The 21,288-nt window shown below is 70.4% G+C and carries 16 protein-coding genes and 1 pseudogene; 9 read left to right on the forward strand and 8 right to left on the reverse strand.

Translation table 11 applies throughout. From position 1 onward, the window contains the following. Positions 1–789 precede the first annotated feature (789 nt). The gene (locus AAHZ94_RS03675; RefSeq protein WP_349990463.1) at positions 790–2,127 is read right to left on the reverse strand and encodes an MATE family efflux transporter; all 1,338 of its coding nucleotides are present in this window, start codon (positions 2,125–2,127) and stop codon (positions 790–792) included. A 458-nt stretch (positions 2,128–2,585) separates the two neighbouring features. Between AAHZ94_RS03675 and dnaB the strand changes: the two genes are divergently transcribed. Further along, a complete protein-coding gene (dnaB, locus tag AAHZ94_RS03680; protein ID WP_349990465.1) occupies positions 2,586–4,079 on the forward strand; it encodes a replicative DNA helicase in 1,494 nt (497 codons plus the stop codon). Positions 4,080–4,608: 529 nt separating this feature from the next. Here dnaB and AAHZ94_RS03685 read toward each other — a convergent pair. Together AAHZ94_RS03685 and AAHZ94_RS03690 are read right to left on the reverse strand one after the other, a co-directional pair. Continuing rightward, positions 4,609–5,400, reverse strand: coding sequence for a DUF6193 family natural product biosynthesis protein (locus AAHZ94_RS03685; RefSeq protein ID WP_349990466.1), 792 nt, complete (start codon positions 5,398–5,400; stop codon positions 4,609–4,611). 170 nt (positions 5,401–5,570) lie between these two features. Continuing rightward, positions 5,571–6,521, reverse strand: a complete 951-nt coding sequence (locus AAHZ94_RS03690; protein WP_349990468.1) for a helix-turn-helix domain-containing protein — start codon at positions 6,519–6,521, stop codon at positions 5,571–5,573. Positions 6,522–6,621: 100 nt separating this feature from the next. Between AAHZ94_RS03690 and AAHZ94_RS03695 the strand changes: the two genes are divergently transcribed. Together AAHZ94_RS03695 and AAHZ94_RS03700 are read left to right on the forward strand one after the other, a co-directional pair. After that, a complete protein-coding gene (locus tag AAHZ94_RS03695) occupies positions 6,622–7,803 on the forward strand; it encodes a saccharopine dehydrogenase family protein (protein ID WP_349990470.1) in 1,182 nt (393 codons plus the stop codon). Positions 7,804–8,258: 455 nt separating this feature from the next. Next, positions 8,259–8,915 (forward strand): M15 family metallopeptidase, encoded by a 657-nt coding sequence (locus AAHZ94_RS03700; protein ID WP_349990471.1) that lies wholly within the window; start codon positions 8,259–8,261, stop codon positions 8,913–8,915. A gap of 363 nt (positions 8,916–9,278) precedes the next feature. Here AAHZ94_RS03700 and AAHZ94_RS03705 read toward each other — a convergent pair. Next, positions 9,279–9,713 (reverse strand): annotated as a pseudogene (locus AAHZ94_RS03705) (DNA-binding protein); the annotation flags it as partial. A 365-nt stretch (positions 9,714–10,078) separates the two neighbouring features. Here AAHZ94_RS03705 and AAHZ94_RS03710 point away from each other — a divergent pair. Beyond that, complete coding sequence (locus tag AAHZ94_RS03710; protein WP_349990473.1) at positions 10,079–10,831, forward strand: helix-turn-helix transcriptional regulator; 753 nt, start codon at positions 10,079–10,081, stop codon at positions 10,829–10,831. Between the two features lie 293 nt (positions 10,832–11,124). Further along, entirely contained in the window at positions 11,125–12,009 is an 885-nt protein-coding gene (locus AAHZ94_RS03715; protein WP_349990474.1) for an NAD(P)-dependent oxidoreductase, read from the forward strand. 440 nt (positions 12,010–12,449) lie between these two features. Here AAHZ94_RS03715 and AAHZ94_RS03720 read toward each other — a convergent pair whose 3' ends face one another. Further along, a complete protein-coding gene (locus tag AAHZ94_RS03720) occupies positions 12,450–12,857 on the reverse strand; it encodes a VOC family protein (RefSeq protein WP_349990475.1) in 408 nt (135 codons plus the stop codon). A gap of 204 nt (positions 12,858–13,061) precedes the next feature. Here AAHZ94_RS03720 and AAHZ94_RS03725 point away from each other — a divergent pair, with 204 nt between their 5' ends. Continuing rightward, positions 13,062–14,519 (forward strand): serine hydrolase domain-containing protein, encoded by a 1,458-nt coding sequence (locus tag AAHZ94_RS03725; protein ID WP_349990476.1) that lies wholly within the window; start codon positions 13,062–13,064, stop codon positions 14,517–14,519. Positions 14,520–14,955: 436 nt separating this feature from the next. After that, positions 14,956–16,383 carry an SGNH/GDSL hydrolase family protein gene (locus tag AAHZ94_RS03730; RefSeq protein WP_349990477.1) on the forward strand — a complete coding sequence of 476 codons (1,428 nt, stop codon included), beginning with the start codon at positions 14,956–14,958 and terminating at the stop codon, positions 16,381–16,383. A gap of 226 nt (positions 16,384–16,609) precedes the next feature. Here AAHZ94_RS03730 and AAHZ94_RS03735 read toward each other — a convergent pair whose 3' ends face one another. Together AAHZ94_RS03735 and AAHZ94_RS03740 are read right to left on the reverse strand one after the other, a co-directional pair. Continuing rightward, positions 16,610–17,086: a GNAT family N-acetyltransferase gene (locus tag AAHZ94_RS03735; protein ID WP_349990478.1), complete on the reverse strand. Its 477-nt coding sequence runs from the start codon at positions 17,084–17,086 to the stop codon at positions 16,610–16,612. 21 nt (positions 17,087–17,107) lie between these two features. Beyond that, positions 17,108–17,524: a MarR family winged helix-turn-helix transcriptional regulator gene (locus tag AAHZ94_RS03740; RefSeq protein ID WP_349990493.1), complete on the reverse strand. Its 417-nt coding sequence runs from the start codon at positions 17,522–17,524 to the stop codon at positions 17,108–17,110. A 352-nt stretch (positions 17,525–17,876) separates the two neighbouring features. Between AAHZ94_RS03740 and AAHZ94_RS03745 the strand changes: the two genes are divergently transcribed. After that, entirely contained in the window at positions 17,877–19,175 is a 1,299-nt protein-coding gene (locus AAHZ94_RS03745) for an MFS transporter (RefSeq protein ID WP_349990480.1), read from the forward strand. On the opposite strand, the gene AAHZ94_RS03750 is transcribed toward AAHZ94_RS03745, so the two are convergent. After that, positions 19,148–19,666, reverse strand: coding sequence for a DUF2269 family protein (locus AAHZ94_RS03750; RefSeq protein WP_349990482.1), 519 nt, complete (start codon positions 19,664–19,666; stop codon positions 19,148–19,150). The genes AAHZ94_RS03745 and AAHZ94_RS03750 overlap by 28 nt on opposite strands. A gap of 409 nt (positions 19,667–20,075) precedes the next feature. On the opposite strand from AAHZ94_RS03750, the gene AAHZ94_RS03755 reads away from it, so the two are divergent. Next, the gene (locus tag AAHZ94_RS03755; protein WP_349990483.1) at positions 20,076–20,708 is read left to right on the forward strand and encodes an HAD family hydrolase; all 633 of its coding nucleotides are present in this window, start codon (positions 20,076–20,078) and stop codon (positions 20,706–20,708) included. Positions 20,709–21,288 lie beyond the last annotated feature (580 nt).

The raw sequence follows: 21,288 nt of genomic DNA on the forward strand, positions 1-21,288 counted from the left end.
GGGGGGCGGGCGGGCCCCCGCCCCCGCCGGCGCCCCGCCGGGCGGGGGCCTGCGGGGGGGGGGGGGGGCGGGCCCCCGGGGGGGGGGGGGCCCCCCTTTCTGCGTGCCGGGGCCCGGCGCGAGCGAGAGGCATCGATCGCGACGTGCTGTTTCACGTGAAACGGTGCGCCCGCCGTACGGGGGTGGGCGCGAGTACGGCTCCAGCTCCGGCTCCGGCTACAGGTGCGGCTACGGGTGCGAGGCTGGCCTGCTGCCTGCTGCCTGCTGCCTGCTGCCTGCTGCCTGGCGCCTGGGGGTGCCAGGGGGCTGAGGGATGCGAGGGCGTCGCGCCGTGAGCGGCGAGTGGTGATGCCTGGTGAGCGGTGAGCGTTGGTGAGCGGTGAGCGTGGGCGGGGCTGGGGGCGGAGCCGGGGGCGATACGCCGGTGCGGGCGAGGGCGCGTGGTGGACACGGGGGACCGCACTCGTTTCACGGGCCGCTCGCCCTCGTTTCACGTGAAACACCCGCCCGCTGTACGTGAAGCACCCGCTGTACGTGAAGCACCCGCTGTACGTGGAACACCCGCCGTACGTGGAACGGCACCGGCATGCGGCGGCTCTGGCGGTATGGCGGGCAGCACCGGCACGCGGCACCGGCAAGTAGCGGCGGTACGTGGCGGCGATGGCCGTACGGGCGAGGGCGCCGTTTCACGTGAAACAGTGCCGCGGGGTCGGGCCGAGGCCGGTGGCGGACGAGGGGCGCGGTGCGGCGGGAGAGGCGTCGGGGCGGTGGCCAGGCTGGCTCGGCGCGTCAGCGCGTGGCTCCGGTGACCAGCCAGCGGCCCGACCGGGTGCGTACCCAGAGGGTCACCATGCGCATGGTCATCATCAGCCCCATGGCCCACCACAGCGCGGTGAGGCCACCGCCCAGCGTCGGGACGAGCAGGGCGACGGGGGCGAACACCGCCAGGGTGATGATCATCGCTAGGGCGAGGTACGGGCCGTCGCCCGCCCCCATCAGCACGCCGTCCAGGACGTACACCACCCCGGAGATGGGCTGGGTGACGGCGACCACCAGCAGGGCGGGGAGGAGCGTGTCGCGTACGGACTGGTCCGTGGTGAAGAGTGGGATGAACAGCGGGCGGGCCAGGATGACCAGCACGCCGAGCACGATGCCGGAGGCTATCCCCCACTCGACCATGCGCCGACAGGCGGCCCGCGCTCCTTCCTTGTCGCCGGCGCCCAGATAGCGACCGATGATGGCCTGCCCGGCGATGGCGATGGCGTCCAGCGCGAAGGCGAGCAGGCTCCACAGGGTGAGGATGATCTGGTGGGCGGCGACGTCGGCGTCACCGAGGTTGGCCGCGACGCCGGTGGCGATGAGGGTGACCGTACGCAGCGAGAGCGTACGGATCAGGAGGGGCACTCCGGCCTGGGCGCAGGCGCGTATGCCGGCCGCGTCGGGGCGAAGCGATGCGCCGAGGCGCCTGGCGCCGCGGACCACCACGACGAGGTAGGCGCCGGCCATGCCCCACTGGGCGATGACGGTGCCCCAGGCGGAGCCGGCGATGCCGAGGTCGGCGCCGTAGACCAGCGCGACGTTGAGGCCCGCATTGGCGGTGAAGCCGCCGATGGCGACGTAGAGCGGGGTACGGGTGGCCTGGAGGCCGCGGAGCACGCCGGTGGCGGCGAGCACGATGAGCATGGCGGGGATGCCGAGGGCGCTGATCCGCAGATAGGTGAGGGCGTGCGGGGCGGCGGTGCTGGAGGCGCCGAAGAGGTCGACGAGGGCGGGTGCCGTGGGGAGGACCACGGCGATCACGGTGAGGCCGATGAGGAGGGCGAGCCAGATGCCGTCCATGCCCTGCCTGATGGCGCCGGGCAGATCGCCGGCGCCCACTCGGCGGGCGACGGCCGCCGTGGTGGCGTAGGCGAGGAAGACGAAGACGTTGACGCCGGTGAGCAGGAGGGCGGCGGCGACGCCGAGTCCGGCGAGCTGGGGGGTGCCGAGGTGACCGACAATGGCACTGTCCACCATCACGAAGAGGGGCTCGGCGATGAGGGCGCCGAAGGCCGGAACGGCGAGCGCGATGATCTCTCGGTCGTGCCGGCTGCGCGTGCGCCGGTCCTTCGCGGTGGCCTGGATCATGTGTCCCAATCTAATCGTCCACAGGTAAGAGATGCAATGCAGTCGCAGTCCTTACTTGAGGTCGCTCTGCGTGGTGTCCTCTGCGCCGTTTGTCGCGATCTTCGGCTGACTGGGGAAGTTTTTCTTCTGCACAGCCCCGGAATGAGGAAAGCGCAGGTCAGTGAGGTGGAAGCGCGGAACATGAGAGCTTGTCCACAGCGCTGTCCCCCGCGCCATGCACAGCTTTTCGGGAGTTCTCCACAGGATGGCCCCCGTCATCCACATGGCCTGTGGATAACCAGATTGGCGGACGGCTTTCGCGGGCCTACCGTGGTCCGGCGCCCGCCGCCTTTTTTGGCCTGACGAACCTCGAACTCGACGCGCCGTCAGCGGAGTCGGGCGTCCTTTTGTCAGAGCCGTGCCGTAAGAAGGAAGGGCATCGGCGAGGGTCCGCGTCGCGGACGGGAGGAGGTGGCGGGGTGAGCATGCCCGAGCCCATGGACGACCCCTGGCCCGACCCTGGCCCCAGTGACCGGCTGCCCACGGCACCACGCCCCCGCCGGGGCGAGGGCCGCGGCGGTCGGGGCGAAGGCCGTCGCGAGGACCAGCACGACCGGGAGCGCGACGGCGGCGGCTGGGAGGGCTCGGGCTTCGAGCGCGTCCCCCCGCAGGACCTCGACGCCGAACAGTCCGTGCTCGGCGGCATGCTGCTCTCCAAGGACGCCATCGCCGACGTGGTGGAGGTCCTCAAGGGCCACGACTTCTACCGGCCCGCGCACGAGACCATCTACCAGGCCATCCTCGACCTGTACGCCAAGGGCGAGCCGGCCGACCCGATCACGGTCGGCGCCGAGCTCACCAAGCGCGGCGAGATCACCAAGGTCGGCGGCGCCTCGTATCTGCACACCCTCGTCCAGTCGGTCCCGACCGCCGCCAACGCGGAGTACTACGCGGAGATCGTCCACGAGCGGGCCGTGCTGCGTCGCCTCGTGGAGGCCGGCACCCGCATCACCCAGATGGGATACGCGGCCGACGGCGACGTCGACGAGATCGTCAACAGCGCCCAGGCCGAGATCTACGCCGTCACCGAGCAGCGCACCAGCGAGGACTATCTGCCGCTCGGCGACATCATGGAGGGCGCGCTCGACGAGATCGAGGCCATCGGCTCGCGCAGCGGCCAGATGTCGGGCGTGCCGACCGGGTTCACGGACCTGGACTCGCTCACCAACGGTCTGCACCCGGGGCAGATGATCGTCATCGCGGCGCGTCCCGCGATGGGTAAGAGCACCCTGGCCCTGGACTTCGCCCGGGCATGTTCGATCAAGGGCAATCTGCCCAGTGTCATCTTCTCGCTGGAAATGGGTCGCAACGAGATCGCCATGCGTCTGTTGTCGGCCGAGGCGCGGGTGGCGCTGCACCACATGCGGTCGGGCAGCATGACGGACGACGACTGGACGCGACTCGCGCGCCGGATGCCCGAGGTGACCGCCGCGCCGCTGTACATCGACGACTCCCCGAACCTGTCGATGATGGAGATCCGCGCCAAGTGCCGCCGCCTCAAGCAGCGCAACGACCTCCAGCTCGTGGTCATCGACTACCTCCAACTGATGCAGTCCGGCGGCGCCCGCCGCCCCGAGAGCCGTCAGCAGGAGGTCTCGGACATGTCCCGTAACCTCAAGCTGCTGGCCAAGGAGCTGGAGGTCCCGGTGATCGCCCTCTCCCAGCTCAACCGTGGTCCCGAGCAACGTACGGACAAGAAGCCGATGGTCTCCGACCTTCGAGAGTCGGGATCGATCGAACAGGATGCCGACATGGTCATCCTGCTGCACCGTGAAGACGCGTACGAGAAGGAGTCGCCGAGAGCCGGCGAAGCGGACCTGATCGTCGCCAAGCACCGAAACGGCCCGACGGCCACGATCACGGTGGCCTTTCAGGGGCATTACTCGCGTTTCGTGGACATGGCGCAGACGTAGTCGGGGCGGCTGCCTCAAGGACGTGGCCGGGGCTGGCCTGGCGAGACCCCCGGGCCGGGGCGCGCTGGACGCCGCCCGGGGGCGCCGCGGTGGGACGTCTTGCCCGTCGTTCAGCCCTTTCGTACGAGGGCGAGGATGTCCGTGGCCCGCTGGAGCGACTGGTCGACGCTCTCGTCGCTGTCGGCAGCCTGGAGGGGAGGCCAGCCGGCGCCGGCGCCGCCGGGTAGCCGAAAACGCCGCGTGAGCGGGGCAGCCGGGCAGGCCGGAAGAGGCCAGGTGTGACCGAGTGCGACCGTACGGAGCGAGGTGCGATCAGGCGCGATCGTACGGGGTCAGGCACGACCGGCCGTGATCGTACGGGGCGAGACGTGATCAGATGGGACCGTGCAGGCCGTACCGGCCCACGTGCGACCGGCCGTGATCGTACGGAGTCGGGTGTGACCGGCTACGACCGTACGGAGCCACGCGGGACTCGGTACGACCGGCCGGGGTATGGCGGCGGAACGGTCGCTTCCGGAGAGGGTTTTGGTCAGTTGGGATCGGGCTGGGCCACGTCGCCCGCGGTGCCTGCGACGGCGGGGCCGCAGTCGGCCGGTAGGCCGGCGAGCACCAGGGCTATCGCCTGCTCGGCCGTGTCCGCCTCACCGACCACCGTGCCGCGCGCGGGGCCGCAGACCCGGTAGCGGCCGTCCTTCAGCAGGTCGACGAACGGCACGTCCCACGCGTACGGAAAACCGGTGCAGGTGCTGAAGTGCAGCGACCAGTGGCTGGTGAACGGGTACAACTGCCGCAACTTCGGCTCCTCAGCCGCCACCTCGGCGAGCGCGAGCGTCTGCCGCGCGGGTTCCAGGCGGCCCGCCTGCCGGCGAAGGTCGTCGCACAGCAGCCCCCACTGCACAGACACCGCCTCGGCCGGACCCACCTCATGGGCCGCGACCAACTCGCTCACCTTGATGAACGGCGCGACCCGCTGGATCTCGCCCAGCCCGGCGCCGCTGCGCCAACCCGCCGCCGCCCGGGCCACTTCGGCCAGCTCGGACGTCGTACCGGTGAGCAGTTCGATGCCCTGCGACCAGCCGTTGATGCTGAACCAGCGACTCTTCACGCCGACGAAGACCCAGCAGGGGGCCCGGCCGGCGTCGCTGCTGATGATCCCGGCGGAGCGCAGGGGTTCGGAGTCGTTGCGCTGGATCGCGCCCAGGTCGAGGCCCTGCTCGGCAGCCGCCGACTCCAGGGCTTCGGCGAGGCTGCCCGCAGCCGCGAGGTCCGGATACAGATCGGGATCTGCGGGGTTGGCGGGGCGCGGAGAGTTCGAAGTCACCTTCGGAGTCTTTCGTCTGTGCTGCGGAAAGACCACCCCTTGGGGCGGGAATGATCTGGGCTGTGCGGTACGACTCACGGTTTCGCCGCAGGTCACCGGGGGTGCGCAGGGCAGACCGGAGGCGCGGGTGCGGACAGCACACTGGTACGGATCGGACAACGGGCCCCGTGTCAGCCGGCGTTCTGGCCGTGCCGGAAGGTGCGGCGGTAGGCGTGCGGGGGGACGCCGAGCGCGCGGTTGAAGTGGCGGCGCAGGGTGGTCGCGGTGCCCATGCCGGTGGCTGCGGCGATGGCATCGATGCTGTCGTCGGTCCTCTCCAGCAGCTCCTGGGCCCGCCGGATGCGCTGGGTGTGCAGCCACTGCAACGGTGTGGTGCCGGTCGCCGCACGGAACTGGCGGCCGAGGTGGCGCGCGCTCAACCCCGCCCGACGGGCCAGGTCTTCCACGGTCAGCGGCTCATCGAGCCGTTCGAGCACCCACGGAAGCAGCGCCCCGAGCGGATGATCGCCCTGCTCGGGCACCGGGGCCGTGACGAACTGGGCCTGGCCGCCGGCCCGGAGCGGCGGTACGACCAGCCGCCGGGCCGCGATGTTGGCGACCGCCGAACCGCGGTCCAGCCGCACCAGATGGAGGCACAGGTCCAGGGCGGCGGCCTTCCCCGCGGAGGTGAGGACGCTGCCGTTGTCCACGTACAGCACATCGGCGTCGACCTCGACGCGCGGGTAGCGGGCGGCCAGCTCCGCGGTGTGCGCCCAGTGCGTGGTGGCCCGTCGGCCGTCCAACAGGCCGGCCGCGGCCAGGACGAACGCGCCGGTGCACAGCGAAGCCACCCGCGCGCCGGCCGCGTGCGCCGCGCGCACGGCCGCGACCAGCTCATCCGGCGGCGGCACGGCCACGTCCGCCCAGGCAGGAACGATCACGGTGTCGGCGAACGGCAACCGGTCCAGCCCGCAGTCGGGTTCAAGCTGGAACCGACCGACGCGTACGGTCGCCGGCCCGCACAGTGCGACCTCGTACCAATCGTCCGCCACCTGCGGCGGAGCCGCCCCGAAGAGCTCGTACGCCATCGCGAGTTCGAGGTGCAGCATCCCGTCGGTAACGGCCAGCGCGACAGTGCTCATGTCCGAAATTGTATGGGGCGGGTCGTTCCAGACACTCACGCCGGTGGGCCGGCACTGGCCAGGATGACGTTGAACGATGAATCGAGTACGGGAGGCAGTCATGGGGTCGGGGCAAGCGGTCGCGGTGGTCGGGGCGTACGGACACACCGGGCGATTCGTGGTGGCCGAACTGCTCGAACGTGGCTTCCGACCGGTGTTGGTCGGCCGGGACGCGGAGAAGTTGGGGGCGCTGGCGGGGGCGTTGGGGCGGGCGTGGGACGGGGTGGGTGGACCAGGTGGCTTGAGTGGCTTGGGTGAGTCGAGTGAGCTGAGTAGGGCGGGTGGTGTAGATGGTTTTAGTAGTAGGGACGGGGTGGATGGTGCGGGTGGCTTGGGTGAGTCGGTGGGGGGCGGGGCCGTCGGGCTGGACGTCCGTCCGGCGACGGCCGACGATCCGACGGCGCTCGACCGGGCGCTGACGGGTGTGGCCGCCGTGATCAACTGCGCGGGCCCGTTCGCCAGCACGGCGGCGCCCGTGATCGAGGCGGCGCTGCGTGCCGGCATTCCGTACCTGGACGTGGCGGCCGAAGTGGAGGCCAATGCCGACACGTTCGCGCACTTCGACGAGCCCGCTCGCGCCGCCGGGGTGGCGGTCGTCCCCGCGATGGCCTTCTATGGTGGCCTCGGCGACCTGCTCGCCACTGCGGCGATGGGCGACTGGACCGGGGCGGACGAAGCGCACATCGCGTACGGGCTGAGCAGTTGGCACCCGACGGAGGGGACGCGGGCGGCCGGCCGGGTCTCCAGGGACCGGCGCAACGGGCAACGCGTCAGGTACGCAAAGGGGAAGTTGGAGTACGTTCGGGGTGAACTGCCCACCCTGGAGTGGAGCTTCCCCGCTCCGCTCGGGACCCGGGACGTGATCGGCGAGTTCACCATGGCCGACGTCATCACCGTGCCGAGCCATCTGGCCATCCCCGAGGTGTGCACCTATATGACGACCGAGGCCGCACGGGACGTCGTGGGCCCCGACACGCCCACTCCGGCTGCCGTCGACGAACAGGGCAGGTCCGCGCAGACCTTCCTGGTCGACGTACGGGTACGCGCCGGCGGCGTCGAACGGCGCGCCGTGGCCCAGGGGCAGGACATCTACGCCGTCACCGCTCCGTTGGTCGTGGAGGCGGTCGACCGCCTCCTCACCGGCAGGTCGAAGGCGCTGGGCGTCGCCTCGGCCGGCGCGCTCTTCGATGCTGCTGACTTCCTTCGGGCCTTGGCGCCGCGGATTTTGGTGGAGGTCGGGTGAGGGGGAGGTTGGGGATGGGTTGAGGGTTGAGGGTTGAGGGGTTGGGCCGTGGCTGGGGTGGGCTGTGTGGGGCGGGGTTGGGGGTGGGGTGTGCGTGGGGCAGGGGCAGGGTCAGGGGCAGGACCGGTGGTGAGGTGTGGGTGGTTGGGGAGTTGGGGGAGTGGTGGGTGCTTGGCAGGGGTGGGGTGCGTGGTGTGGTGGGTGAGGGCTGGTGGTACGGGGCGGGTGTGGGTGGTGCGTGTGGGGGTTGACTGTGGACGGGATGGTGGGGTGGTCATGGTGGCCGGTGGGGAGCTGCTGCACGGGGGTTGACCTGAGTCTTTCTGCCTGAGTGGTTCGCGTGGGGCGGGGCCGGCGTGGGCGAGGAGGAGCGGCGGGTACGTCCTTCTCGAAAACTCACCCAGAGTTATCCACAGGCCCAAACGGACCATCCCGATGCGGGGGATGATCGCACCATGAACGAGATCGTCTTGATGTCCGATCCGCAGGTGGCCGCCGTGCCGATTGAGGAGTGCGGCGAACCGTTGGTGGACGTACGGCGCGGTACGCCCCTCCTCATTGACGAGCGCCAACGGCAGGACGCCGCCGGCGCCTTCGCTCACTTGAGGTCGGGAGTGCTGGACCGGCTCTGCACCGCCCAGCAGGCACTTCCGCCGAGACTGCGACTGCTGTTCGTCGAGGGGTACCGCCCGCCAGCCCTCCAGCGCCAGTACTTCGACGAGTACTCCGACGAGCTCCGCGCCGAGCACCCCGACTGGACCGCCGCCCAACTCCACTCGGCGGCCAGCCGCTATGTCTCACCACCCGAGATAGCCCCGCACAGCGCCGGCGCCGCCGTTGACCTGACCCTCGCCGACGACTCCGGACGCGAGCTCGACCTGGGCACCCGGATGAACGCGTCACCAGAGGAGAGCGCGGGCGCCTGCTACACCCAGGCCGACAACATCACCCCAGAGGCCCGCGCCCACCGCGACATCCTGAGCACCGCACTCACCACCGCGGGCCTGGTCAACTACCCGACGGAGTGGTGGCACTGGTCGTACGGAGACCGCTACTGGGCCCTCGCCACGGGAGCGCCAGCGGCCCGTTACGGAGCGAAGGAGCTGGGCTGAGGAATGGGGGTGGTGGGTGGTGGTGGAGGGGGAAGGGCTGAGCCGTTGGGTGAGTGACGAGGGGGTGGCTGGTCGTTAGCGCTGTGGCTGTGGCTGTGGCTGTGGCTGTGGCTGTGGGGCGTGAGCCGGTGGTCGCGCGGGTTGTCGTTATGCGGGGTCTGGCCTGGTGTCCGGTTCTGTGGTTGCTGCGGTTTGTTCGGTCTCGGGTTGGGGGGCTGGGTGCGGTGCTGGCGCTGTTTATCGTTCGGCCGCGTTGACTGCCGGGGCCGTCTTGTTGGGTGAGGCGGCCTCTTCTGACTCGGGGCCGGGGCCCGTACCGGGGGCGGGGGTGGGTTCCGCGGGCGAGGGGGCCGGTGCCATGTCGGTGTCGGTGCGCGAGAGGAGGCGTTCGTAGCGCTGCCGGGCGGCTTGGGGGGTGCCGAGTCCGAGGCCGAAGGCGATCTCGGGCCAGGTCATGCCGCGCCCCCGCGCCATCTGGAGGAGACCGACTTCGAGTTCGTCCATCTCGCCGCGGGCCAGTGGCATGAGGGTGAGAGCGGCCGTGATGTCGGTCTGGTCCACTGCCGGTTCGCCGTCGGTGGGGAGCGCGGCCCCACTGAGCAGGAAGGAGACCAGCCGGATCGCCTCGTGCGCGCCGATGATCGACGGATGGGCCTGCCGCTGGCGCTGCTCATTGCTGGCGGCGTGGCGCTCGGCAATGCGGAAGAGGGAGGCATAGACGCGCTCCGCTCGCGCCTGCTCGGGGGACGTGGGCGTGAAGGGAGCGACGGGCGAGTCGCTAGACGCTGACGCTGACATGCGTCCAGGCTCGGCTAGTACGTGGCGACTGTCAACTGCTTGTTGTGAACGAAATGTTTGGCGGGTGGGGGGAGGGTGGGCGAGGGGGAGGGGGGGGAGGGGCCCTCAGGGGGTAGCCAACCGGCATCTCGCCCTCCCCTCTCCGTCCCCCCGCCAACCCGCGCTCCGTACCCCACGCTCCGAGTCCCCGCGCTCCATACCCTCACATCCACCGCACTCACGGCCCCATCCCCTTCTCCGCAGCCGCAGCCGCAGCCGCAACCCACCCTCACCCTCACTCCCACACCACGAGCCCACGCCCCCCAGCCCACTGTCGCCCCACGGCCCACCCCCTCCCCTCCCCCACCCCCAGGCATCCTGGTCGTATGTATCGAGAGCGGCGCTCAAACCTCGCCGGCGCAGTGGTGTGGGAGCGTCGGGCCGTAGTGGGCACGGGTCTCGTGCGGGTGTTGCCTGATGGGTGCATGGACCTGCTGTGGCACGACGGGCAGCTCGTGATCGCTGGGCCCGACACCCGGGCGCACCTCGTTCGGGATCGGCCGGGCGCGGTCCACGTCGGACTGCGGTTCGCCCCGGGAGTGGGGCCCGGCGTGTTTGGCCTGCCGGCGTCGGAGTTACGGGATCAGCGCGTACCGGTGGACGAGATCTGGCCCCGGCCCGAAGCCGCCCGCCTGGCCGAGCTCCTCGCGAACGCGGAAGAGGCAGGACGCGCCCGCGTACTGGAGGCGGCCGTCGCCGCGCGGCTCCGAGTGGCCGAAGAGCGACCGGCGTGCGGCGATGCGTACGAGCCGGTTCCGCCGTACGCGCGAGTGGTCGCGGGGCTGCGCGCCGGCGGGACGGTCGCGGCGCTGGCGCGGGAGGTCGGGCTCAGCGAGCGGCAGTTGCACCGACGGTGTCTGACGGCGTTCGGGTACGGGCCGAAGACGCTGGCGCGCGTGTTGCGTCTGGGGCGCGCGCTCGACCTGGCGCGTGCGGGTGTGGCGTGGGCCGAGGTCGCCGCCCGGGCCGGGTACGCCGATCAAGCCCATTTCTCGCGGGAGGTGCGGGCCTTGGCCGGTGTGCCCCTGACGGAACTCCTGCCGCCCCCTGCCCAGAGTCGCGATGGGTGTGAGCCGTAGCGGAACCGGCCAGTGGTCGCTGCCTGAACTTGCGTCCTGCGGGGCGGGTGCCGCGGCGTTCTTGTGTCCCGGTGTCCTGTCGGGCGTTGATGTCGACGTCGGCAGTCGTGCCGCCGGTCCCTATCTAATTAGAGCGTTCATTCTAGGCCGTGGTACGTTTTCGCCACGCGCTAAGTAGAACGTTCGTTTTAGGGCTCTGGGTCGGCGATGCCGCAAACCCGCCCGCCCTGAAACCACGCGCGCCGCACCCCCGCCCAGCACCCACCGCAGACCGTCACACAAGGGGAATCGTCATGGCCAACAGCACCAAACCGCAGGTCACGATCGTTGGACTCGGCCCGATGGGGCAGGCCATGGCCGAGAGCTTTCTCGATCGCGGGTACGCCGTCACCGTGTGGAACCGCACCGCAGCGCGGGCTGAGTCGCTCGTGGCCCGCGGCGCCGTCCTCGCGTCGAGCGCGTCCGATGCACTGGCCGCCAGCGAGGTGGTGATCATCAGCCTCACGGATTACGCGGCGATGTACGACGTGTTGGCCCCGGCGAGTTCGGCGCTGGTCGGCCGCGTACTGGTCAACCTGAGTTCCGATACGCCGGAACGTGCTCGGGCCGCCGCACGTTGGGCAGCAGCGCACGGCGCCGAGCACCTCACGGGCGGAGTCACCGTTCCGCCCTCCGGAATTGGGCAGCCGGATTCAGCCACCTTCTACAGCGGCCCGCGTGAGGCGTTTGATCGACACCGGCATGTGTTGGAGGTGGTGACCGGCCGGGTCGACTACCGGGGCGACGACCCGGGGCTCGCCGCGCTCTTCTACCAACTCGGCATGGTCATGTTCTGGACCTCGATGCTCGGCCACTGGCAGGCGGTCGCCCTCGCCCAGGCCAACGGGTTGACCGCCGCCGACGTCTTGCCGCACGCCACCGAAACCGCCAATTCACTACCGTCGTTCTTCGCCTTCTACGCCGACCGCATCGATGCTGGTCAGCACGGTGGTGACGTGGATCGGCTGGCCATGGGGCTGGCCAGCGTCGAACACGTCCTGCACACACACGCCGACGCGGGCGTCGACACCGCGCTGCCGGCCGCAGTCGTCGACCTCTTCCGCCGCGGCGTCAACGCAGGCCATGCCGCGGACAGCTTCTCCAGCCTGGTGGAACTGCTGCGGAAGCCCGCGGCATAGGGCGGACTTATCGGGCCAAGCGCTACGTACGTAACGTGAGCCACGTACGTCATGCGCCACTGCGTCGGCGGTGCGCGCCGGCGACGACCCCGCGCGCGTCCGGCGCACGCTCAGCACTCGACCGCCGCGCGCCCGACGAGCTGGCCCAGCGGCGTACGGCCACCTTGCCGAGGACGTACTGCCTCACGACAGACATACCGGGTGACCGCGAAACGCCGGCAAGTCCGAGCAGCCAATCTCCGCTGCCGGTCCCCGCAGTTGGTCCCCGAGGTGGTTCCCGCGGGCAGTTTGCGCGGGCGGGGCGGGCGCTGGCCGGCCGCCTCCTCCCCTCCCCCGGCGGCGGATCACCACTGGTGGGCACGGGCAGCAGCGTCAGGAGCCCGACGCCGCCAGCGCTACGAAAACGTCAGGAGCCCGATGCCATCAGCGCCGCGAAAACGTCAGGAGTCCGACGCCGCCAGCGTCGCGAAGAGGTCGACCGCATTGCCGTCAGGATCGTGCAACACCGCGTACCGCTGGCCCCAAAACGCATTCCACGGCGCCTTGTGCCCCACGTAGCCGTCCCGGGTGAGCTCCGCGTACACCGCATCGACCTCCGCCGGGTCCGCGCAGCGGAAGGCCAGGCCGACGCGGTGGTCGCCGCCGGACGGCGGGGCCCAGTCCGGGTCGAAGGACCGGACCGTGGCGACGGAGTCCCAGGCGATGCGCAGCCCACCGGGCAACTCCGCCTCCACGTGCGGCTCGCTGTCGGCGGTGGCCGGAATGTCGAGGCCGAGGCGGCGGTAGAACGCGAGCGTGGCGGCCATGTCGTCCACGACCAGGCCGATGAGATCGAAGCGAGGTGTCATACGGCCACGCTAGGCAGCCGCGGTGCCCGTCGTCTTGAACGAATCGGACGTGTCATGCCCATCGCCCGACACTTCCGCCCCACCCCTGGGGGCTCCCACTCCTGAGGGCTCCCGCCCCGCCAGGTATTTCGCTGTCCGGGCCCGTGCTGCGGTCGTTAGGGTCCGGTGGCGAGGACCGTTGTCGCGCCGCTGATGAGGAGCACCATGACCGACACCGCCCCACCCGCTGAACTGCTTCCCGCGACCCGTCGCGCCCTGTTCCACCGGATCGCCGTCGGGCAGGCCGAGGGCCGCGCCCCGTCACTGGTGGGAGCAGTGGTGCGGGACGGGCAGTTGGTGTGGTCCGGTGCGCGGAGTGCCCCGGGCGGCCCCGCGCCCGACGCCGATACGCAGTACCGCATCGGCTCCCTCACCAAGACGTTCGTGGCGGTACTGGTGTTGCGGCTGCGCGACGAGGGGCTGCTCGATCTGGCCGATCCGGTGCGCAAGCACCTGGCCGACCCGTTGGCGACCGCGGACGTGGATCCCGTCATCGGGGACGCGACCGTCGCTCAGTTGCTGGCTCACCTGAGTGGGATCGCCGCCGAGGCGCGCGGTCCGTGGTGGGAGCGCACGCCGGGCGACCTCCGCCCTGAGTTGAGCGATGTGTTCGGCGAGCGTCCCCAGCGGCATCCGGCGGGTCGCACCTTCCATTACTCCAACCCCGGGTATGCACTGCTCGGGGCGCTGGTTGAGCAGTTGAGGGGCGCCCCGTGGGGCGAGGTGTTGCACCGCGAGGTACTCGCGCCCCTGGGCATGACGCGTACGTCCGTCACCCCACAGCAGCCGTACGCCCAAGGCTGGGCCGTGCACCCCTGGGCGGACGTGGTGCAGCGGGAGGCCGTGGAGGAAATGGGGCGGATGGGGCCGGCGGGCCAACTCTGGTCGACGGCAGCGGACTTGGCCCGATTCGCGGCGTTCCTCGCGCGGGGCGACGACCGGGTGCTGAGCGCGGCGACGCTGGCCGAGATGCGCCGGCCCGCCACGCCGCCGGAGGGCTCCGCATGGGATGGCTCCTACGGGCTCGGGTTGCAGATGGCGCGCAGGAACGGGCGGCTTCTTTTCGGCCACACCGGTTCCATGCCGGGCTTCCTGGCCACGCTGTGGGTGAGCCAGGACGAGGGGCTGGCCGGGATCACGCTGGCCAATGTCACCTCCGGGCTCTTCGCCTCCACCATCGCTGCTGACCTGGTACGCATCGTTGCCGAGCACGAGCCGCCGGTGCCGGAGCCATGGAGTCCGCTGACGGACGTGGACCCGGAACTGCTCGCCCTCACCGGTGACTGGTACTGGGGGACCCATGCCTACGTCCTCCGATTGAATGCCGAACGCTGGCTTGAACTAGGCCCGTTGCGTGGCTCGGGCCGTGGTTCGCGCTTCCGCCCCGAGCCCGATGGGACGTGGACGGGTCTCGACGGTTACCACGCGGGTGAGACGCTGCGGGTGGTGCGCACGGAGCCGGCGGCGCGTACGGCTGACGGCGTCCAGACCACCGGCCCCACCACCCACCTCGATGTCGGCACCTTCGTCTTCACGCGGGAGCCGTACGAGCCGTCAGGAGTGGTGCCGGGCACCCTCGACCCGGCCGGCTGGCACGGCCAGACCGCTGCTGACCAGGGCTGATCCGCGAAGATCGCCCCTGGTTCGCCCGTACGACGCCGCGAGTGCGGCAGGACTCGTCGGCCTGCCGGCTCGTCGGCGCCCCTCGCCGCGCCACCTGTCCGCATGACTGCTGCCCGTACGACCTGGCTGTCCGGCAGTTCGTACGGAACCGGGGCGTGGCGCAGCGCCCCTTCACAGGTCTGGCGCGCCCGCCCGCCCCTTGCCGTCTCTTAACACCTCTTGGCGATGGGCGGGCGCGTGTGCCAGGGAGGCGTGCAAGGGCACAACCTGACCCTGCCAGTCGTACGCAGCCGTTGCGTAGGCACGGGCCGCCTACGCACAGGCGGTGGCTGGGTCCGAAGTTCCCACTGTCGCACGCTGTTCTCCGAACGGCCCGAACCGCTGCGGAAACTCCCGCACCGGCGCCGCGGCCCCCTCGTCACCAGGAGAAACAGCCATGCGTTCCACACCGCTACGCCTCGCCACCACGCTCGTCGCGCTCACCGCAACGCTCGCCGGAGCGAGCGTTGCCGGCGCCCGGCCCCGCCCCGCGTCGGCCACCGAGACATCGACCACCGCTTCGGCGACCAGCACGAACACGGCCGGCGACGCTGATCGGAGCCCCGGTCACGCCCCGTGGACTGCTGGGTGGGCCGCGCCCGTGCAGCGCCCCAGCTCGGGTTTTGAGGAGAACTGGTCGGAGCGGGGCTTCGCCCGGCAGACCGTTCGGCAGGTCGTACGGGTCACCAGCGGCGGCAGTCAGGCCCGCATCAAGCTCTCCAACCGCTACGGCGACAAGCCGCTCAAGGTGGCCGGGGCGACCATCGCACGCAGTGCCGGCGATGCCTCCGTACGACCGCACACGCTGCGCACGCTGACCTTCGGCGATCATTCGCGGCTGACCATTCCGGCTGGTGGCGAGCGCACGAGTGATGCGGCCCCGTTGCAGGTCAAGCCGTTCGAGAAGGTGACGGTGACGCTGTACTTCGCCGAGCCCACCGGCCCCGCGACCTTCCACGCCCAGGCGTACGCCAGCAGCTACCGGGCCCAGGGCGACCATCGACGGGACCGCACCGGATCGGCCTTCGGGGAGCAGACCCACTCCTGGTACTACCTCGCCGATGTGGAACTGACGGGTGAGCGGCGCGGTGGTGCGGGTACGCGCCGTGGGGTGCCTGGGGCGGCCGGTGGCGACGGGGCGCGCTCCGGTGACCAGCGCGCCGGAGGCAAGGGCCCGACGGCGGCGCGTCGGGGCGCGGTGGTGGCGTTCGGGGATTCGATCACCGACGGGTTCGGCTCGACCGTGAACGCCGACCGGCGCTACCCGGACCGACTGGCGGAGCGCTTTGCCGCTGCCGGCACCCCGCGGCCCGTGCTCAACTCGGGTATCGGTGGGAACCTGCTGCTCAACGACTCGGCTTGGTACGGGGACCGGGCCCTGGACCGCTTCGACCGGGACGTCCTGGACAAGCCGGGGGTGAGCTCGGTGATCGTCTTCGAGGGGCTGAACGACATCGGCTTCAGCGAGGTGAACATGCCGACCTACCAGCCCAACCCGCAGCTCTCTGCCGATGAGTTGATCGCTGGCTACCGAGAACTGATCGCTCGCGCCCATGCGCGTGGCGTCCGGGTCATGGGTGCGACGATCCTGCCCTTCAAGGGTGCGGAGTACCACACGGCGCGGGCCGAGGCGAAGCGCCAGCGGATCAACACCTGGATACGGACCTCGGGCGAGTTCGATGCCTACGTGGACTTCGCCGGGGCGCTGGCCTCGCCGGAGGACCCGCAGGCGCTGGACCCCGCGTACGACAGCGGCGACCACAAGCACCCGAACGACGCCGGCTACCGGGTGATGGCCGAAGCGATTGACCTGAAAGCCCTCTGATGGCTGGTGGTGACACCGCCACGGCGGATGTCTCCTGTGGGTGGTCGGGGGCGCGGTTGCGTCGGGGACGACGCAGCCGCGCTCCCGCATGTTCGGGCGTCGAACTAGCCGAATTAGCCGAGTGAAGAGTCTTCTGACGTACGCGTGCACCATGGTGCCCCCCTGCACTCATGCATCCGTGCACCGCCGACCGGTCCGCCACTCGGGAGGTCGGCGTACGCCCTGGTCAGAGCTGTAGCTTGAATCCCAGGTGGGACGCCTCGAAGCCGAGGCGCTCGTAGAAGCGGTGTGCGTCGATGCGCGTTGCGTCCGAGGTGAGCTGGACCAACTGGCAGCCCGCCTGGCGTGATGCGTCGATGGCCCACTCGATCAGTTGCGTACCGAGGCCGCTGCCACGCTCGTCGGAGTGCACCCGCACTCCCTCGATGAGAGAACGGGTGGCTCCGCGGCGGGACAGGCCCGGGATGAAGGTGAGCTGGAGCGTGCCTACGAGACGGCCGTCGCGCACGGCCGCCACCAGCCACTGGTTCGGATCACTGGCTATTCGCTCGAAGGCAGCGGTGTACGGGGCGAGGTCGTTGGGCGATTCGCGCTGTGCTCCCAGCGCGTCGTCCGCCAGCATCGCCACGATGGCGGGCAGGTCATCGGCCTGCGCCCGCCGGAACTCGACCGCAGCCGTGTCGGGCTTCTCGAAATCGCTCATGATCCGGAGGCTACGCCCCGGTCATATGGAGGCCGGGACCCGCCCCAGGGTACGGACAGCCGTCACCAAAGGCTCCAATTCGGGGCGTTTGGCCGCCTCTTGAAGGGCCTCGCGGAGGGCGACGTCGTGGACGGGGCGGGCGCGCTCCAACAGCTTCCGGCCATCGTCACTGACGTTGGTGTAGATCCCGCGGCGGTCGGTCGGGCAGAGGTAGCGGACCAGTAGGCCGCGCTCCTCAAGCCGGCTGACCAGGCGCGTGGTGGCGCTCTGACTGAGTACGACGACGTCGGCGAGCTGGTTCATGCGCAGGTGGCCGCCGTCGCCGTCGTGCTGGTCGCTCAACACGTCGAGCACCGAATACTCCCGCACGCTCAGCTCGGCCTCGGCCTCCAGCGCACGCTCGATGTGGGACTCCAGGCGGCTGTGGAGCGCGGACAGGGCGCACCAGCCCTGGGCGAGGGAGCGCCCAGGGAGGGCGGCCTGCGGCTCGCCGGGCTCTCCGTCGGGGGTCCGGAGCTGATTTTCGGAGGTGTCGCCGGCGGGCTCCGTGAGGTTGCCCGGGGTCGGCGATGGTGTCCGATCAAGGCCAGTACTCAGGTCTTTCCCCTGGTCGGCAGCGTGCTGCTGGTCCGTGGTCGGGTTCAGCCGTTGTGCCATGGGACGCCCCCTTCGGTGTCGTACGAACAAGGATAGGCCACCAGCGAAATAGCCGGCGCTTGCCAATATAGCGCGTCTGCAATTATTGTGGGAGCTCGTAGTCGTTCCGCGCAATTTCCTGGAGGGTCGCGTCATGCCGCTCGCGTTGCTGGCCTTGGCCATAGGGGCCTTTGGCATCGGGGTTACTGAGTTCGTGATCATGGGCCTGCTGCCGGAGGTGTCGGACAGCTTCGGCGTCTCGATCCCCACCGCGGGCTATGCCGTGACCGGGTACGCCCTCGGGGTCGTCATAGGAGCCCCGTTCATGACGGCGCTGGGGACCAGGCTCACCCGCAAACAGATGCTGTTGATGCTGATGGGGCTGTTCATCGCGGGGAACCTGGTCACGGCGCTGGCCCCCGCCTTCGGTGTGCTGCTCATGGGGCGCGTCCTCGCGTCGCTCACCCATGGCGCGTTCTTCGGCGTCGGCTCGGTGGTCGCCGCTGACCTGGTCGCCCCGAACAAGCGGGCCGGTGCGATCGCGAGCATGTTCATGGGGCTGACGCTGGCCAACGTCGTTGGCGCCCCGCCCGGCACGCTGATCGGCCAGCACGTGGGATGGCGCGTCACCTTCTTCCTTGTGGCCGCGCTCGGTGTGATCGGTCTGCTCGGTGTCGCCAAGTGGGTGCCGGCCCGCCCGGAGCCGGCGGCAGCCGAGCTCCGCAAGGAGTTCGGGGCCTTCCGCAACCCGCAGGTCTGGCTGGCCATGGCGATGACGGTGCTGGGCTTCGGCGGCGTGTTCGCGGCCATCACGTACGTGACGCCGATGATGACCGAGACGGCAGGGTTCGCCGAGTCCAGCGTGATGTGGCTGCTTGCGGTGTTCGGCCTCGGCATGGTGGCGGGCAATGTGATCGGCGGCCGGTACGCCGACCGGCACCCCATGCGGTTGCTCTACACGAGCCTCATCGGCCTGGGGACAGTCCTCGGGCTCTTCACCCTCACCGCGCACGACAAGATCGCCGCCACGTTCACCCTCTTCCTGATCGGTCTCTTCGGCTTCGCGACGGTGCCCCCGCTCCAGAAGCGGGTCATGGACCACGCGGCGGAGGCCCCCACGCTCGCCTCGGCGGCCAACCTCGCCGCCTTCAACCTGGGCAACGCACTCGCCGCCTACCTCGGTGGCCTGGTCATATCCGCCGGCTTCGGGTACACGGCGCCCAACCTGGTCGGTGTGGGGCTGGTCATATCCGCCCTGGGTGTCGCGGCCTTCTCGGCCCGGCTGGAGCGCCGGCAGCAGAGCGAAGCTCCGGCTGTGCCGAGCCGTGTCGTCCAGGCGGGTGGCCCGGTCGCCGGCACGAGCGACGCCGCAGCCGCCACCGGGGCGGAGCCTGCGGCGAAGCTCCCGGCGGGGCGGCCGGTGGCTCAGTCGGCCGCGGACCTCACGACCTGACGTCGGTGGCGCCGGCCCCGACCCGTCGGGCCCCACGGCTTGAGTACGGAGATGGCGGTGATGAAGACGTAGGTGGCCAGGGAGACCGCGGGCGGGATGATCACGTTGGCCTTGTTCGCCACCTCTTCGCCGGCCACGGCCTGTGCTGCCACCTCGTTGATGCCGGCTCGTAGGGAGAACGCCGAGAGCGCGGCGGTGGCGAGGGTCAGCCAGAACTTTGTCAGGACCCAGCGGTGCCGGGCCAGGCCCCAGGGCGTACCGAGAGCCAGTACCAGCCCCGTGACCAGGGCCGACAGGCTCAACGGAATGATCAACCAATCGCCGAACACTTTCATCGAGCGAAAGGCCGCCTCGGTCTCCGCAGGCGAGTCGCTCGTCACCCCCGCGACGGCGAGGGCGAGGAGCCCGAGGGTGACGCCGAGCCAGCCGACGGAAGCGACGACATGGAAGACGACCAGGACACGACGGGAGGATCTGGAGAGCTGGCGCATGCCTCTCACGCTGCCGCGGTCGCCCGCGCGGCGCGTCGCACGGCGAGAGTATCCGTGGGGCCTCCGCCGGGAGCAGTCGAGTGGCCGGGACCCACGCCGACGACCAGCCATTCGAGGTCGACTGATCCGCACCACGCCGCGGGCCTGGCCGGAAGGGGCCACGGCGCGGCAGGTCAGCAGCGGTGATCGTGTGGTGCCGGCCGGTGGGCGGGCGCCTGCTGGCGGGGAGCGGTCGGCTACGACGGGGGCGGTAGGCCGTGCGGGCCGGGCGAGGCGGAGGAGATGAGATCTGCGGCCGTCGGGCGGGGCGAGGCGGCAGTAGTGCCGGGTCGGGGCGATGGTGACGGTCGTGGTCGTGGTCGCAGGGTGGGGAGGAGGGATTGAGGTGGGGGTTCTACTCTCGGCAGTCATGACCAGACTGCATCTGTTTGACCTGGACGGGACGTTGATCTACGGGTCGGCCGCACCCATCGAGATATCGCGGCAACTGGGGCTTGAGCGCGAGATAGCCGAGTTGGAGCGGGCATTCGCCGGCGGAGTGCTGGGGCCCCCGGAGTTCGCCCTTCGAGTGCGTGAGTTGTGGGCAGAACTCACGGAACAGCAGGTGGTGGACGCATTTGAGGGGGCGCCGTGGCTGGTTGGGATACGAGAGGTATGGGCCGATATAGCGGCGCGTGGTGAGCGGTGTGCGGTGATATCGCTCTCGCCGGACTTCTTCGTACAGCGCTTGCTGGAGTGGGGAGCGCACGCCGCGTACGGCTCGCGATTTCCGGCGGTGCCGTTCCGGGAGCCGGTGCGGCCGGACGGCATCCTCAATCCGGCGGCGAAGGTGAAGATCGCGGATGAACTATGTGAGAGGTTCGGGGTGAAGCGGTCGGAATGTGTGGCGTATGGAGACTCCATGTCGGACGCCGAACTGTTCGCCGCGCTGCCCGTGTCCATCGCGGTTAACGCTGACCAGCACCTGAGCGGACTGGCCTCATATGCATACGTGGGGCGCGATCTGCGGGCCGCGTACGAATTGACCAGCAACCGCCGGTAATTGCGTCGATAAGGGGGACATAAGGGCTCGTCGGCACGGGGCTTGTGCATTTATCCGGGCCGGGTATGGTCAACCCCGTTCGAACGTGAGAACGCCATCGGGTACCCCCGCGGGGTAGACCGGTGAGCCCAGCCTATCGGGAACGGGAGTACTGGTAAGGGGAGTTCAGAACTATTGCCCCGAGGTGCGGACGCGGCTGCCACGCTGGCCGACGCAGCGCCACACACCAGGCGTATCACCACCTGAGGGACTGATGGGCATATCGCGCGACAGCTCGTAGGGAACCGAGCGGGGCGGGCGAGAAGTCCAGGATCTGAGCAACGGTTCGGAAACCGGTCCCGGGCGGTGACGGATGCCCTGGGGCGCAAGGACGGCGGGCCGGGTAGGGCGCACGCCGTTTGCGAGTCGCTGAGCGAAGAGTTCCGCGTCGGGGAGGGGAAGGGGACGTGGGGCTCGGGGTGCATGCCGCCCGCTGTCCGCCATCGAGGCAGGGGTGTCGCGGTGGCTGCGGCCGTGCTGGTCGAGAGGCCAGCCACCCGGTCAGTAATGGGCCCTGACAGCGACGAAGACTGACGAAGTC

The sequence above is a fragment of the Streptomyces sp. HSW2009 genome (assembly GCF_040240285.1).
Lineage (GTDB): Bacteria > Actinomycetota > Actinomycetes > Streptomycetales > Streptomycetaceae > Streptomyces.